Here is a 13,433-nt window from a genome sequence, read left to right on the forward strand (position 1 = left end):
CTTCTTCGGCATCGGTCCGGGCCTCGCATTCGGCCTCGCCGCCGGCGCGATCACCGCGGGAGCGGTCGCAGCGTCGCATCCGTACGGCTATTACGGTCCCCGTTACGGCTATTATGACGGGCCCGGCTACTATTACGGGTCTGGCCCCTACGCCTATTACGGCGGCGGCCCTTACTACCGGCACCACCACCACTGGCGCCATTGGTAAGTGGCAAGCGAAAAGCCCGGGGCGATGCTCCGGGCTTTTTTCATGCGCATCGATCAGGCGTATCTTACGGCCAAAGCGAGGGCCGCTCGACCTTGCGGGCGTTCTCTAGCGTCGACACGAAATACTCCTCGCGCTCACGCTTGAATTTTTCCTGCGTGGCACGGAAGGCGGCAACACGGGCGGCGATCTCATCGCGCTCACGGGCTTTGCGTTCTTCGTCTTCGGTCATGGCCATCCCCTCGGTTTCTACTACTGAGCTCAAGTACTGCCGCCGCATCATCTTGAGTCGCATTCACACATCCATTGATCCTCCTGAATGGGGCGTCAATGGGGACGAGGCATTGCAGGATTGTGATATGCGAAGGCCGGAAAAAATTGCCGAGCGCATTGCGTTAGCGCTTGATAAGAGCGTCAACAATCTTGCCGCTTGCGCATGTTGCTGCCAGGGCAAAAACGAATCGGGAGGCCGCGATTTGATTGCATCGGATCTTCAGAGCGGCGTTGAACGGCTCGGCGACATGATCGCCGAGGCCAGGACCATCGTGCCCTTCACCGGCGCCGGCATCTCGACCGAGTGCGGCATTCCCGACTTCCGTTCGCCCGGCGGAATTTGGACGCGCAACCGTCCGATCCCGTTCGACGAATTCGTCGCGAGCCAGTCAGCGCGAGACGAATCCTGGCGTCGCCGTTTTGCGATGGAGGAGGTCTTTGCGGCGGCGAAGCCCGGCCGCGGCCATCGCGCGCTGGCCTCGCTCTACCGCGCGGGCAAAATTCCCGCCGTCATTACCCAGAACATCGACAATCTGCACCAGGCCTCCGGCTTCGCCGGCGAGCACGTGGTTGAACTTCACGGCAATACCACTTATGCGCGTTGTATCGGATGCGGACAGGCCTATCCGCTCGACTGGGTGAAGCGTCGCTTCGACGGCGACGGCGTCGCGCCCAATTGTACCGTCTGCGAGGAGCCGGTGAAGACCGCCACGATCTCCTTCGGCCAGATGATGCCGGACGAGGAAATGCAGCGCGCGACCGCGTTGTCGCGCGCCTGCGACCTCTTCATCGCGATCGGTTCCTCGCTCGTGGTCTGGCCGGCGGCGGGCTTTCCGATGATGGCGAAGAACGCCGGTGCACGTCTGGTGATCATCAATCGCGAGCCGACCGAACAGGACGACATCGCCGACCTCGTCATCCACCACGACATCGGCGAAACGCTCGGTCCCTTTGCTGGCAATTGAGGCATCAGTTTGATTCGCGGCTGTGCAAGCTGTTCATAGGTTCCGGCGAATCTCTTTTTTATCTATGCCTCGCAACCGGGAGTGTTATCTTTTGAGTCGAAAGATTCGCGTCGCGTCCAATTGAGAACATTCTCTTAAGACGCGTGATTCGAGCGCCGCCAATGTGGCGGGTTGCATGGCAGTGTGGGGTCCGGGGTTATGGGGTCGTCGGACGGATTTGAGTCGAAGAAGCTCGGAGTTCCCGGGCAGGGAGTATCGTCCGGGCGGATCGCGCCGGGCGAACACGGCAGCGCCGGTCGCGACAGTGCGCTCAGTCCCTTCAGCGGGTTGGGTGAGGCCAGCGCCAATCTCGTCGAAGTCCATGGCGTCATCAAATGGTTCGACGCCTCCAAAGGCTACGGCTTCATCGTTCCCGACAATGGCTGGCCGGACGTGCTCCTGCACGTTACCGTGCTCAGGCGCGACGGCTTTCAGACCGCCTATGAAGGCGCCCGCATCGTCGTCGAGTGCATTCAGCGCGCCAAGGGTTACCAGGCGTTCCGCGTGGTCTCGATGGACGAGTCGACCGCGATCCATCCGGCGCAGATGCTTCCGCCGCGCACCCATGTCACGGTCACCGCGACCAGCGGGCTGGAACGGGCCCAGGTCAAATGGTTCAATCGGCTGCGCGGCTTCGGCTTCCTGACGTGCGGCGAGGGTACGCCCGACATCTTCGTGCACATGGAGACGCTGCGCCGCTTCGGCATGACCGAGCTCAGGCCCGGCCAGTATGTTCTGGTCCGCTTCGGGCCCGGCTCCAAGGGCATGATGGCGGCCGAGATCCATCCCGAGACCGGATCGCCGGGATTGCAGTCGCACTAAGGGCGCCTACTGCCGCTATTACGGGTCCCGCAATCGTGAGCAGAGGCGCGCTGGCAGGCCGGCGCGCCTCTGGCTTTTCAGGCGATCGCCGCGTAAGGACTGGTTCCCGTCCCACGCCTCGAGTGTCACCCATGAATCTTGATCGGAACGCTGTCTGGTCCGCTCTGAAGGGCTGGCTTGCCGCCATCCTCGTCATCGCCGGCTGTGCCGTCGCCAGCGTGCCCGCCGGCGCCGCCAGCTTCCAGCCGCTGGAGATCGTCACCAAGAACGGGGTGCAGGTGTTCTCGGTGGAAATGGCGACGACCGAGGAGGAGAAGCAGACCGGCCTGATGTACCGCAAGGAATTGGCCGACGGCAGAGGCATGCTGTTCGACTTCAATCCCGAGCAGGAAATTTCGATGTGGATGAAGAACACCTATGTCTCGCTCGACATGATCTTCATCGGCGCCAACGGCCGCATCCTGCGCATCGCCGAGAACACCGAGCCGATGTCGACGAAGATCATCTCGTCCCGGGGGCCCGCCCGGGCCGTGCTGGAGGTGGTGGCGGGAACGGCGCAGAAATACGGCATCCGCCCCGGCGACCGCGTCGGCCACCCGCTGTTCGGCAGCAAATAGGGCGGGCAGGCGAGGGGCGTTGCCAGCCTTGCTGGCGCGAGTCTGTAAGCTTGCTGGCGCCTTTGGAAGCGTGTATCGACGGGGCTCGCCGGACATTCGGGGTATAGCGCAGCCTGGTAGCGCGGCAGTTTTGGGTACTGCAGGTCGTTGGTTCGAATCCAGCTGCCCCGACCAGTCCCGACCTCCCCCCGGGGGATCTTCAAGCCCGATGCCCACCGGCTTGAGCCTCTGGCTTCCCGGCGCTGCGTTCAGAATAAGAGCCAATTGACCAGGCGCCAGGCGATCCAGGCGAGGGCGCAGATCCAGCCCAGCATCGCTATCCCCGCAATGCCGAGCCCACAGAACGCGAGCAGAGAGCTTCCGGGCTCCGGCGTCTCGGCGACTTTCTCAGGCGTATCGACGTGGCACGCTTGCCCTGCTGCCTGCTGTTCATTGGTTTCGGCTCGTTCACGAAAATTCACCGGCCGCGCTCCAGCTCACATGGACATGAGGGCAGGCGGGCGCGCGCGGATCGCGGACACCTCGGATGCCCCTGATGGACGGGAAAAAGCTGCAACGCGGTGCGCAGTGATTGGTTGCTGTCCGGCGAAGGGCGCGACAATGGAATTCTGCCCGCATCGGCATGACCGAGCGTCCAGACCTCGACGAGGCGCGCGACGCACGCTTCAGTCCGATGCCCAGGCTGCGTCAAGCGCAAGCGCCGGCCCCTGATCCGATCGCGGCGCGCCTGAGACTGGGGCAGAATTGCCGACGCCGCATCGAACCTTTGGCTGTCGCCAAAGACATATGTGTGTTGGGGATTTCAGCGCCCAATGTCTAAACGGACGCCGCCAAGCGATGATATTCCGCTTGCGCGGCGTTGCGCTTTTCGGACGCCATTTTTGTCAGATCCGGCCGATCAACCCGAGGCGTGCCAGCCCGGCGGAAACGGGACGAACGGCCAGACCATCTGGTTGTCGTTGGCGGCTTGCGGCGCCTCTTGCGCCGGCGTCTTTGCGACCGCCATCATTCGCAGCGCCAGGCGCAGACGTGCATAGTGCAAATTCATTTTGGTCGTCCCGACGAATCGTCTCGAAATTCAATTACAAAATGTGACGTCAGCTCAATCAAATTGCCACGCGCCTGGCGCGGCCATCTCAAATCACGAAACACTCTAAAAAGATCGACGCTCTTTTTCAACCGATTCCGGTCCGAAGCCACGAGAGGTAAGGTTGATCGGTTAGGTTAAGGATGAGCGGTTGTTGCGGCAGCCTTGGCGATCGTTATCAGATCGATTCCGGCTCGCGATGGGCTACCTGCAATTCGTGCTCACACAAGGTCACGGTTCGTCGCAGCGCGCGTATCCTGTGAGTTCTGCGCCATGTCTTTCGATCGCAACTTCAAAACCGCCGATCCGCAATCGAGCTGGAGCGAGATCTGGCACCTCTGGACCGTGATCGTGCCCCGCCGCTCGATCAACGGGCAGCTCGTGGTCGGCAAGGTCTGGCGCCGTCATGACGGCCGCGATTGGATCTACAGGAAATTCACCGAGTTCGACGGCGAGGAAGCGGCCTGAAGCGCAATGAGCCTGGAATGAGCCAACATCGCGCGTCAGCGTAGAACGGCAGCGCTCCCGGCTCAGGCGGCCTTCGTCGCGGTTGCCCCCGGCTTGGGCGGCGGCGGCTTCAGCGGCTTGTCCTGCTTCTTCGACCACGAGATGTAATAGGCCACCGTCGTCATGATCGCGATGCCGGCGACGCTCACGAAGATCTGCGCGAGCAGCGAGCCCGAGCTCATCGACAGTTCGAAATGGCCGACGAAGGACAGGAACACGCCGACGCAGAACACGGCGAGCGACTGCTGGCCGCAGACGATCAAGGGATCGAACACCTTCCATTCGAGCCCCGGCCATTCCTTCGGCACGAAGCGGATCACGAGGATCACGATCACGACGAAGTGGATGAAGCGATAGGGCGCGAGGTTGGTCTTGTCGTTCGGGTTGAAGGCCGAAAACAGCCACTCCGGAAACATGCCGCCGAAAGTGGGGAAGCGGCCGGCCATGGTCATGACCAGCGCGAACAGGAGATAGCCGAGGCAGAGGTAGAGCGTGACCGGCGCGTTGATCAGCGTCATCGAGCGGCGCGCGCCGCCCATCGCGCACCAGGCGCCGAACACGAACAGCACCTGCCAGCAATAGGGGTTGAAGTACCACTGGCCGGCCGGATAGGCGTTCAGATTCCAGCCGAAGTGACGCGCGACCAGCCACAGCACGATCGACAGCACCATCGTGAGGTCGGGCTTGCGCAGCATGAACCACAGCACCGGCGGAAACAGCCCCATCAGCACGATGTAGAGCGGCAGCACGTCGAGATTGAGCGGCTTGAAGCGGAGGAACAGGCCCTGGCGAAGCGTCTCGGTGGCGTTGTCGACGAGGCCGGCGACGTTGAACTCGTTGATCATCTCGGAATCGCCGAAGCGCAGCGCCAGATAGCTGATCGAGGCGATATAGATCACGAACAGGATGATGTGGGCGACGTATAGCTGCCACACCCGCTTGGTGAGCCTGGTGGCGCCGACGAGGAAGCCGCGGTCCAGCATCATCCGTGCATAGACGAAGGAGGCGGTGTAGCCGGAGATGAAGACGAACAGGTCCGCGGCGTCGGAAAAGCCGTAATTGCGCGTCGTGATCCAGTTCACGACGTTGTCCGGAATGTGGTCGAGGAAGATCGCCCAATTCGCGACCCCTCGAAACAGGTCGAGCCTGAGGTCACGGCCTTTGTCAGGGAGCGTGGCGTTGATGTTCAGGAAGGACATGCGACGGGAGCTCTCGGAGGGGACGGTTACACTGATGTCGGCAAGCCAGTGCCGCCGGGCGGGACCCCAGCGCGGAAGGCGGGTACGCAATTGTCACGGTGCAGCATAATGACTATACCGTAGGCGAGGGTGCCGGGGCCCCGGAATCACCGATCAGTTCCCAATCGGTGTCTCTATACTATCCCTGAGGTTTCCACCAACTGCTACCGTGACGCATCGAAATCGAACGATAAAGACGAAGAGGCCGGACCGCTAATGACCGCACGGATTTTCAAGCCCGCCAAGAACGCGATGCAATCCGGACGCTCCAAGACCAGGGAATGGCAGCTCGACTACGAACCGGAGCTGCCGCGTTCGGTCGAGCCGCTGATGGGCTGGACGTCGTCAGGTGACATGAAGCAGCAGATCACGCTGCGCTTCCCCTCCAAGGAGGAGGCGATCGCCTATTGCGAGCGCAAGGGCATCGCCTACCAGGTGATCGAGCCGCAGGATTCGATCCGTCGCCCGGTCGCCTATGCCGACAATTTCTCGTTCCGCCGCGGCGAGCCCTGGACGCATTGAGGGGGCGGCAGACGCCTGGTCCGAGAACACGCCATGAGCAGCGACAAACGAAAGAAGCATGCGCGGCGATGCCCTTTTTGCGCTGGCTCAACGCCGAGCGTCGGGGCTCGCACAGCGGGCTAATGAGGATCGACGGCAGGCCATCTCCGGTAGCCAGCTATTGTGTCGAGCGCGGGCTAGCCAAAATTCGACGCAAGCCACTCGGCAAACGGCTAAGCTTTACGGTCTTGGATTCGGGGCTGCACGATCGTTCGTAAACAGTTGACACGCCCTGGCGAATGTAAGTCCCGGCCTCCAATCGCCCTTGGCACCAAATCTCCCGCGTGCTTCGCTGCCTCGCATGACACGACCATGACGAGGTTGGGGTATGGCCGGGCGTGACCAGCTCGACGGCGTCGATCTGAAGATCCTCTCGGAGCTGCAAGCGGACGGGCGTATCCGCAACAACGAGCTGGCGCTGCGCGTCGGTGTCTCCGCGCCCAACTGCCTGCGGCGGCTGAAATCGCTGTTCAGCCGCGGCGTGATCCGGGCGGTGCGCGCCGTCATCGACGAGCGGCGGCTCGGCTATGAGGTGGTATCGTTCGTCTCGATCCAGCTCGGCAGCCAGGCCCAGCCGGTGCTGGAGGCGTTCGAGAGCTCGATCGCTGCGATCCCGCGCATCCAGCAGTGCTGGCGGATTTCAGGCGACACCGACTATCTCCTCAAATGCGTGGCGCCGAGCGTCGAGAGCATGCACCGGCAGCTGCTGCATTTCGCAGCAATGCCTGATGTGAAGAACGTTCGCAGCTTCCCTGTGTTGGGGGTTGCCAAGGATACCCCGCTGCCGTTGCAGGACGTCGCGGCAGCTGCGTCGGCGGGTTAGGGGACACCCGCTCCCGGCGTGCCGGCTCATAAAAGCAGTACACCGTCACAAAAACTGAGTAGCTCACATAACTGTGACATGTGATTTACGAAGTCCTGCAATGCGCCGAACCGTGTTTGCCGGAACCAGTGCGCCGCCTAGATGCCAGGTGTGAACCCTCAGCCTGCGTCGCATGCCGAGGACTCTTTTGTGGGACCCTGAAGCAGGAAAAGACAAGATGACCTCGACCTCGAAGACGTTCGTCGCATCCACTGCGACGCTGTTCGCCTCCGCGTTTCTCTTGATGACCGCGCCGGCCGCGCAGGCGGAAGAATACTGCATCACCAACGGCGCCCAGGCCGCTCACGGTTGCGGCTATCCGACGATGGAGACCTGCCGCGCTGCGGCCGGTGGTATCGGCGGCGTGTGTTCGCAGAGCGGTGCGAAGAGCACCAACGATTCTCTCGCTTATCAGCCGAAGCACTCGCAGTCGCGCACCAAGCTTCGACCCGGCGCGCAGACCAACTCCAACTGACGCCCGAATTCGAACCCGGTTTCGAGGGGGTTGCGGCCTCCGAGGTTTTTATCTCGGGGGCCGTAAATTCATGAGAGGCGCGCGAGATCGCGTGCACGTCTCAGCGCAAGCCTCAGCCCCTGGCAATGCTGAAGCGTAAGTACGTCGGCCCCAAAATTAGATGCGGCCGTGTGAACTCCTTCACAGAGCAGCAATCTGCGCGGGTCCATGCTTCCCAGAGATCGCCCGAATTGTAAATGGGCCGGATTGTACCCAGGGGAAGCGCGTCATGGCTCCCAACCCGATTTTCATCAGCCACCGGTCTGAATACGGCCGGACAGCCCGTGCGATGAAGAAGGTCATTGAAACCGCTTCGCATGGACAAATCGATGTCTTCATTTCGGAGGACATCCCGCGCGGCAATGAATGGCGGCCCTCTATCGAGCATCATCTTCGCACAGCGCAAAGCCTGTTTCTGCTTTACGGCGCGCCCTACGAGGACTGGTCCTGGTGCTTTTATGAAGCCGGATATTTTGCCGCCGCAAAGCCGGCAGCCACCGATCGCCGGATCTTCTGCCTGATCCGCCCGAACGTGAACCCGCCGGGTCCGCTCAGCCACTTGCAGATGCTGACGAGCAAGGATCAACTCATCAGGGAGTTGATCGGCGTTTTCGAGAGGAACGCCATCGACGTCGATGCCAACGAGTTGCGCGGGCTGGTCGGCAAGCTGGATAGCGGTCTGTTCGGCGAGATTCGCGAATTCGACGGCTATCCGCGCGTACACTTCGTGGCATCCGACGCCGAACTCGCCCATGGGCAGATTCCACCTGCGGCCCAGTTCACCGGCGAAGACAATGTGCTCGGCGATCTCTTCACCATCCAGGCGCAGTCCGTGCTCTGGTGCAAGGTCCAGAAGCTGGCAAATACGGAAACTGGAAGGCAGAACTTCGTCTACAAATGGCTTGAGGAAACCGCGCAGATACTGCTTGCGGCGCGCGAGAACGAGTTCATTGCGCCGCAGGCCGTGCTGATCGGGCGCGGCGGCCGGCGCTACCGGACCTTGCTGCACCGAGCTCGTGTCCAGGGCGATGGCGACTATCGCTGCGAATTCCTGGCGATCGAGGAGGTCGGCGGGCCGCTGACCGGATTGTCGAGCAAGCTGCTCTCGCTATTGACCGCCATCCGCATGGGCTACCGGTTCAGGTCCGAGATCATCCAGAAATTCTCCGCCGACGCGCTATCGTCCGACGAGCGCGAGCGCCGGATCCAGCAGATCCCACGCGTGATCGAGGATCTGACGGTTGAATCGCGGACACGCGGCAATTTCAGTACGGAAGATTTTCTGGCGGGATTCGACGACGTCGAAAGCGAGAAGATGTCGCGTCTGCTCGACGATTGGCCGATCCTGGAACGCGAGATGTACAAATCGCTGGGGCTGTCGACCGATGGAAAAACCGTCATCCGGCCGGGCCTTGTCGGTTCGGATGTCGAACGTTACCGCACGATCATCAAGGCCATGCGGCTGCTCAACATCGAATTCCTGTCGCGGAGCTGCGCGCGCGTCGCACAGATGATGAAGCTATCCGAGCAGCAATTGACCGATAATGCCAAGGCGCTCGAAGACGCCGTCAAGGCGCTGACCGGTTCGGACGTCGAGACGGCGGCGTGAGGCCTGCGCGCCTCACCGATAGCGGCCGCGGAATTCGCGCGGGCTAGCGCCGGTCCAGCTGCGGAAGGCGCGCGAAAAGCTCTTCTCGTTGCGGAATCCGGCGATCTCCGCGATGCGTTTGATCGGGGTGCGGCCACGCATCAGCTCCTGTTTTGCCAGTTCGAATTTTGCCTCTTCCTTGAGATCGCGCAGCGAGGTTGCTTCCTCGCGCAGCCGCCGATGCATGGTGCGGGTGGAGAGCGCAAGCTCGCTCGCGACGTCCTCGGCCCCGAGGCTACGTCCGCGCGCATTGCGGAGCACGCGGCGGACACGCTCGACCAGCAGCCGGTCGCGCCGATAGGGCAGCACGGTCAGCCTGAGCGCGCCCTTGAGCATGTTGTCGAGATCGGCGGCGCTGCGCGTGAGCGGCAGCGACAGATAATGCTTGTCGAAGACGATGCGGGCGCAGTCCGCGTCAAAGCGGATGCTCCGGCAAAAGATGGTCGGATAGACCGAGACATGGTTGGGCTCGGAGTACGGGAATTCTGCCGCACGCAGCGCAATCGCGGAATCCACCGCCCAACAGGAGAAGCCGAGCACGTAGCGGAGCAGGGTGACGAGGCAGAATTCGCGCAACGGCCCGAGATCGCGCAGCTCCCGGATGGACACCATAGCGGTCTCTTCGCCAACCTCGAGATCGAGCAGCACGTCCTCGGTGAGCAGGCGGTGATGCCGGCACCAGCGCTTGAGCGCGATATCGAGCGTCGGCGCCGTGATCGAGGCGCGGCACAGCATGCCGTAGGTGCCGAAGGGCAGGCGCCGTGAGAACCAGCCCAGCGCCTCGTCGTCGAGCTCACGCATGGCATGGCCTGCCAGGGCCTCGAACTGGGCGGCCGTGACCCGCCCATCCGGAGAATTGACAAGGTCTGGCGCTACCTGACCCCGGCTGAGCGCCTCGGCCGGATCCCGGCCGTATCTTGCGTAGGCGGCAACCACGCCGCGGACAAAGGCGGCGGGGGTGACGGCGCGGCGCGGGACCGCGGTTGCGGCTTGAAAAGGCATCGGAACTCCCAAGGAAAATCCTCGCCAAGTTTGGCAGAAAATGCAACCTTTTCGACCGCAGATGGGCCCTGACCCCGCTAGGTTTGGTCCCCAAAATACGGAGGAATCGCCTTGAACATCCCGAGCATCGATTTCGATCTGGGCGAAGACATCAGCCTGCTGCGCGACACGTTGCGCGCCTTTGTGGAGGCGGAGATCACTCCGCGTGCCGCGGAGATCGAGAAGGCCAATCTGTTCCCGGCAGACCTCTGGAAGCGCTTTGGCGACCTCGGCCTGCTCGGCATGACGGCGCCGGAGCAATATGGCGGCTCGAGCATGGGCTATCTCGCCCATATCGTCGCCATGGAGGAGATTTCGCGCGGCTCGGCCGCGGTCGGGCTGTCCTATGGCGCCCATTCCAACCTCTGCGTCAACCAGATCCGCCGCAACGGCAATGACGCGCAACGCCAGCGCTATTTGCCGAAGCTGATTTCCGGCGAATATGTCGGCGCGCTCGCGATGTCCGAGCCGGGCGCCGGTTCTGACGTCGTCTCGATGAAGCTGCGTGCCGACAAGCGCGGCGACCGCTACGTCCTCAACGGCTCGAAGATGTGGATCACCAATGGCGGCGACGCTGACGTGCTGGTCGTCTACGCCAAGACCGATCCGGAGGCAGGCCCGCGCGGCATGACGGCTTTCCTCGTCGAGAAGGGCTTCAAGGGGTTTACCCACGGCCAGCATCTCGACAAGCTCGGCATGCGCGGCTCCAACACCTATCCCTTGTTCTTCGACGAGTGCGAGGTGCCGGAGGAGAACGTGATGGGCAAGGTGGGCGAGGGCGTCAAGGTGCTGATGTCCGGCCTCGATTATGAGCGCGCGGTGCTCTCTGGCGGCCCGCTCGGCATCATGGCGGCCTGCATGGACGCGGTGGTGCCCTACATGCACGAGCGCAAGCAGTTCGGTCAGCCGATCGGCGACTTCCAGCTGATGCAGGGCAAGCTCGCCGACATGTATTCGACCTGGCAGGCCACGCGCGCCTATGTCTATGCGGTCGGCCGCGCGTGCGACCGCGCCGACCACGCGCGCAGCTTGCGCAAGGATGCGGCTGCTGCGATCCTCTATTCCGCGGAGAAGGCAACGTGGATGGCCGGCGAGGCGATCCAGGCGCTCGGCGGCGTCGGCTACACCAGCGAATTCCCTGTGGGGCGTCTCTGGCGCGACGCAAAACTCTACGAGATCGGGGCCGGCACCTCGGAGGTCCGCCGCATGCTGATCGGCCGCGAGCTGATGGCCGAGACGGCTTAAAACTTTCACCTCATTGGAATCATCATGCCGCTCCATTCCAGCATCGATCCGTCTTCATCAGACTTTGCGCGCAATTCCGAGGCCATGCGCACCCTCGTCGCGGACTTGCGCGAAAAGCTCAGTCAGGTCGCCGGCGGCGGCGGCGAGGTCTCGCGCAACCGCCACACCGCGCGCGGCAAGATGCTGGCACGGCAACGCGTCGACCTGCTGGTCGATCCCGGCACGTCGTTCCTGGAGCTGTCGCCGCTCGCGGCGTATGGCCTCTATGGCGGCGACGTGCATTCGGCGAGCGTCGTCACCGGGGTGGGGTGCATCGCGGACCGCGAATGTGTGATCGTCGCCAATGACGCCACCATCAAGGGCGGCACCTATTACCCGATGACGGTAAAGAAGCATCTGCGCGCGCAGGACATTGCGCGGCAGAACAACCTCCCTTGCGTCTACATGGTCGATTCCGGCGGCGCCTTCCTGCCGCTGCAGGACGAGATCTTCCCGGACGAGCGCCATTTCGGCCGCATCTTCTACAACCAGGCGCAGATGTCCTCAGCTGGCATTCCGCAGATCGCGATCGTGATGGGCTCCTGCACAGCCGGCGGCGCCTATGTTCCGGCGATGTCGGACGAGAGCATCATCGTGCGCAACCAGGGCACCATCTTCCTCGGTGGTCCGCCGCTGGTGAAGGCCGCGACCGGCGAGGTCGTCAGCGCCGAGGAGCTGGGCGGCGCCGACGTGCACTCGCGTCAATCCGGCGTCACCGACCATTACGCACAGAACGATGCGCACGCGATCGGCATCGCGCGGCGCATCGTCGGCACGCTGAAACCGTCGGTGCGGCCGAACCTCAATATGCACGAGCCGCGCGAGCCGCTGTTCGCAGCGGAGGAGATCTACGGCGTGGTGCCCGTCGACGGTCGCAAGCCGTTCGACGTGCGCGATATCATCGCGCGCGTGGTGGATGGCTCCGAGTTCGACGAGTTCAAGAAGCTCTATGGCACGACGCTGGTGTGCGGCTTCGCCCATATCTGGGGCCATCCGGTCGGCATCATCGCCAACAACGGCATCCTGTTCAGCGAGAGCTCGCTGAAGGGCGCGCATTTCATCGAGCTGTGCTGCCAGCGCGGCATTCCCTTGGTGTTCCTGCAGAACATCACCGGCTTCATGGTCGGCAAGAAATACGAGGCCGGCGGAATCGCGCGCGACGGCGCCAAGCTGGTGACGGCGGTCGCGACCGCCTCGGTGCCAAAATTTACCGTCGTGATCGGCGGCTCCTATGGCGCCGGCAATTACGGCATGTGCGGCCGCGCTTACTCGCCGCGCTTCCTCTGGATGTGGCCGAACGCACGCATCTCGGTGATGGGCGGCGAGCAGGCCTCGATGGTGCTGAGCCAGGTTCGGCGCGACAATATCGAGGCCAAGGGCGATAGCTGGTCGAAGCAAGAGGAAGATAAATTCCGCGAGCCCATCCGTGCGCAATATGAAAGCCAGGGGCATCCCTATTACGCGACCGCGCGGCTGTGGGACGACGGCGTGATCGATCCCGCCGACACGCGGCTGGTGCTCGGCCTTGGCCTCTCGGCGGCGTCGAATGCGCCGATCGAACCGACGAAATTCGGCCTGTTCAGGATGTGATGCGATGGACCGCTCAAAGCTCTACCGGCGTTTTCGCACGCTCCTGATCGCCAACCGCGGCGAGATCGCCTGCCGTGTCATCCGCACCGCCCGCGCCATGGGCCTGCGCACGGTCGCGGTCTATTCCGAGGCCGACCGCGACGCGATGCATGTCGCGCTCGCGGATGAAGCCGTGCTGCT

The 13,433-nt window shown here is 63.0% G+C and carries 17 protein-coding genes and 1 tRNA gene; 13 read left to right on the plus strand and 5 right to left on the minus strand.

Annotation, left to right across the window (positions count from 1 at the left end):
• On the plus strand, window positions 1–208 hold a 208-nt coding region (locus MOV75_RS10465), incomplete at its 5' end, for a hypothetical protein (protein WP_247005618.1).
• 64 nt (window positions 209–272) lie between these two features.
• Here MOV75_RS10465 and MOV75_RS10470 read toward each other — a convergent pair.
• A complete protein-coding gene (locus MOV75_RS10470) occupies window positions 273–500 on the minus strand; it encodes a hypothetical protein (RefSeq protein ID WP_247005620.1) in 228 nt (75 codons plus the stop codon).
• 181 nt (window positions 501–681) lie between these two features.
• Between MOV75_RS10470 and MOV75_RS10475 the strand changes: the two genes are divergently transcribed.
• From MOV75_RS10475 to MOV75_RS10490, 4 genes are all read left to right on the plus strand, one after another.
• Complete coding sequence (locus tag MOV75_RS10475; RefSeq protein ID WP_246922559.1) at window positions 682–1,443, plus strand: NAD-dependent protein deacetylase; 762 nt, start codon at window positions 682–684, stop codon at window positions 1,441–1,443.
• A gap of 198 nt (window positions 1,444–1,641) precedes the next feature.
• The gene (locus MOV75_RS10480) at window positions 1,642–2,304 is read left to right on the plus strand and encodes a cold-shock protein (RefSeq protein WP_246922528.1); all 663 of its coding nucleotides are present in this window, start codon (window positions 1,642–1,644) and stop codon (window positions 2,302–2,304) included.
• Between the two features lie 131 nt (window positions 2,305–2,435).
• A complete protein-coding gene (locus MOV75_RS10485; protein ID WP_246922530.1) occupies window positions 2,436–2,921 on the plus strand; it encodes a DUF192 domain-containing protein in 486 nt (161 codons plus the stop codon).
• 97 nt (window positions 2,922–3,018) lie between these two features.
• A tRNA-Pro gene (locus MOV75_RS10490) sits at window positions 3,019–3,095 on the plus strand.
• 74 nt (window positions 3,096–3,169) lie between these two features.
• Here MOV75_RS10490 and MOV75_RS10495 read toward each other — a convergent pair.
• Both MOV75_RS10495 and MOV75_RS10500 read right to left on the minus strand, forming a co-directional pair.
• Window positions 3,170–3,382 (minus strand): RNA-binding protein, encoded by a 213-nt coding sequence (locus MOV75_RS10495; protein WP_246922532.1) that lies wholly within the window; start codon window positions 3,380–3,382, stop codon window positions 3,170–3,172.
• A gap of 437 nt (window positions 3,383–3,819) precedes the next feature.
• Entirely contained in the window at window positions 3,820–3,969 is a 150-nt protein-coding gene (locus MOV75_RS10500) for a hypothetical protein (RefSeq protein ID WP_246922534.1), read from the minus strand.
• A gap of 312 nt (window positions 3,970–4,281) precedes the next feature.
• On the opposite strand from MOV75_RS10500, the gene MOV75_RS10505 reads away from it, so the two are divergent.
• Window positions 4,282–4,476, plus strand: a complete 195-nt coding sequence (locus tag MOV75_RS10505) for a hypothetical protein (protein ID WP_246922536.1) — start codon at window positions 4,282–4,284, stop codon at window positions 4,474–4,476.
• 62 nt (window positions 4,477–4,538) lie between these two features.
• Here the strand turns inward: MOV75_RS10505 and MOV75_RS10510 are convergent, their stop codons facing one another.
• The gene (locus tag MOV75_RS10510; protein ID WP_246922538.1) at window positions 4,539–5,714 is read right to left on the minus strand and encodes an OpgC domain-containing protein; all 1,176 of its coding nucleotides are present in this window, start codon (window positions 5,712–5,714) and stop codon (window positions 4,539–4,541) included.
• A gap of 255 nt (window positions 5,715–5,969) precedes the next feature.
• Between MOV75_RS10510 and MOV75_RS10515 the strand changes: the two genes are divergently transcribed.
• From MOV75_RS10515 to MOV75_RS10530, 4 genes are all read left to right on the plus strand, one after another.
• The gene (locus MOV75_RS10515) at window positions 5,970–6,275 is read left to right on the plus strand and encodes an ETC complex I subunit (protein WP_246922539.1); all 306 of its coding nucleotides are present in this window, start codon (window positions 5,970–5,972) and stop codon (window positions 6,273–6,275) included.
• A 367-nt stretch (window positions 6,276–6,642) separates the two neighbouring features.
• Entirely contained in the window at window positions 6,643–7,137 is a 495-nt protein-coding gene (locus MOV75_RS10520) for an Lrp/AsnC family transcriptional regulator (protein ID WP_246922541.1), read from the plus strand.
• Between the two features lie 217 nt (window positions 7,138–7,354).
• Window positions 7,355–7,651, plus strand: coding sequence for a DUF3551 domain-containing protein (locus tag MOV75_RS10525; RefSeq protein ID WP_246922543.1), 297 nt, complete (start codon window positions 7,355–7,357; stop codon window positions 7,649–7,651).
• A gap of 268 nt (window positions 7,652–7,919) precedes the next feature.
• Window positions 7,920–9,299 (plus strand): toll/interleukin-1 receptor domain-containing protein, encoded by a 1,380-nt coding sequence (locus MOV75_RS10530; protein ID WP_258719530.1) that lies wholly within the window; start codon window positions 7,920–7,922, stop codon window positions 9,297–9,299.
• Between the two features lie 12 nt (window positions 9,300–9,311).
• Here MOV75_RS10530 and MOV75_RS10535 read toward each other — a convergent pair whose 3' ends face one another.
• Window positions 9,312–10,340: an AraC family transcriptional regulator gene (locus MOV75_RS10535; protein ID WP_246922547.1), complete on the minus strand. Its 1,029-nt coding sequence runs from the start codon at window positions 10,338–10,340 to the stop codon at window positions 9,312–9,314.
• Between the two features lie 111 nt (window positions 10,341–10,451).
• Between MOV75_RS10535 and MOV75_RS10540 the strand changes: the two genes are divergently transcribed.
• From MOV75_RS10540 to MOV75_RS10550, 3 genes are all read left to right on the plus strand, one after another.
• On the plus strand, window positions 10,452–11,624 hold the full coding sequence (locus MOV75_RS10540; RefSeq protein ID WP_246922548.1) for an isovaleryl-CoA dehydrogenase: 1,173 nt from the start codon (window positions 10,452–10,454) through the stop codon (window positions 11,622–11,624).
• Between the two features lie 24 nt (window positions 11,625–11,648).
• Complete coding sequence (locus MOV75_RS10545; protein WP_246922550.1) at window positions 11,649–13,253, plus strand: carboxyl transferase domain-containing protein; 1,605 nt, start codon at window positions 11,649–11,651, stop codon at window positions 13,251–13,253.
• 4 nt (window positions 13,254–13,257) lie between these two features.
• The coding region (locus MOV75_RS10550) for a biotin carboxylase N-terminal domain-containing protein (protein WP_247005622.1) at window positions 13,258–13,433 on the plus strand (176 nt) is incomplete at its 3' end.

The organism is Bradyrhizobium sp. PRIMUS42, from assembly GCF_023006515.1.
Lineage (GTDB): Bacteria > Pseudomonadota > Alphaproteobacteria > Rhizobiales > Xanthobacteraceae > Bradyrhizobium.

Coding starts and splice junctions, on each gene's coding strand:
- MOV75_RS10480 (WP_246922528.1), top strand. CDS start 1,642: ATGGGGTCGTCGGACGGATTTGAGTCGAAGAAGCTCGGAGTTCCCGGG.
- MOV75_RS10500 (WP_246922534.1), bottom strand. CDS start 3,969: ATGAATTTGCACTATGCACGTCTGCGCCTGGCGCTGCGAATGATGGCG.
- MOV75_RS10515 (WP_246922539.1), top strand. CDS start 5,970: ATGACCGCACGGATTTTCAAGCCCGCCAAGAACGCGATGCAATCCGGA.
- MOV75_RS10520 (WP_246922541.1), top strand. CDS start 6,643: ATGGCCGGGCGTGACCAGCTCGACGGCGTCGATCTGAAGATCCTCTCG.
- MOV75_RS10510 (WP_246922538.1), bottom strand. CDS start 5,714: ATGTCCTTCCTGAACATCAACGCCACGCTCCCTGACAAAGGCCGTGAC.
- MOV75_RS10545 (WP_246922550.1), top strand. CDS start 11,649: ATGCCGCTCCATTCCAGCATCGATCCGTCTTCATCAGACTTTGCGCGC.
- MOV75_RS10535 (WP_246922547.1), bottom strand. CDS start 10,340: ATGCCTTTTCAAGCCGCAACCGCGGTCCCGCGCCGCGCCGTCACCCCC.
- MOV75_RS10530 (WP_258719530.1), top strand. CDS start 7,920: ATGGCTCCCAACCCGATTTTCATCAGCCACCGGTCTGAATACGGCCGG.
- MOV75_RS10470 (WP_247005620.1), bottom strand. CDS start 500: ATGCGACTCAAGATGATGCGGCGGCAGTACTTGAGCTCAGTAGTAGAA.
- MOV75_RS10505 (WP_246922536.1), top strand. CDS start 4,282: ATGTCTTTCGATCGCAACTTCAAAACCGCCGATCCGCAATCGAGCTGG.
- MOV75_RS10485 (WP_246922530.1), top strand. CDS start 2,436: ATGAATCTTGATCGGAACGCTGTCTGGTCCGCTCTGAAGGGCTGGCTT.
- MOV75_RS10525 (WP_246922543.1), top strand. CDS start 7,355: ATGACCTCGACCTCGAAGACGTTCGTCGCATCCACTGCGACGCTGTTC.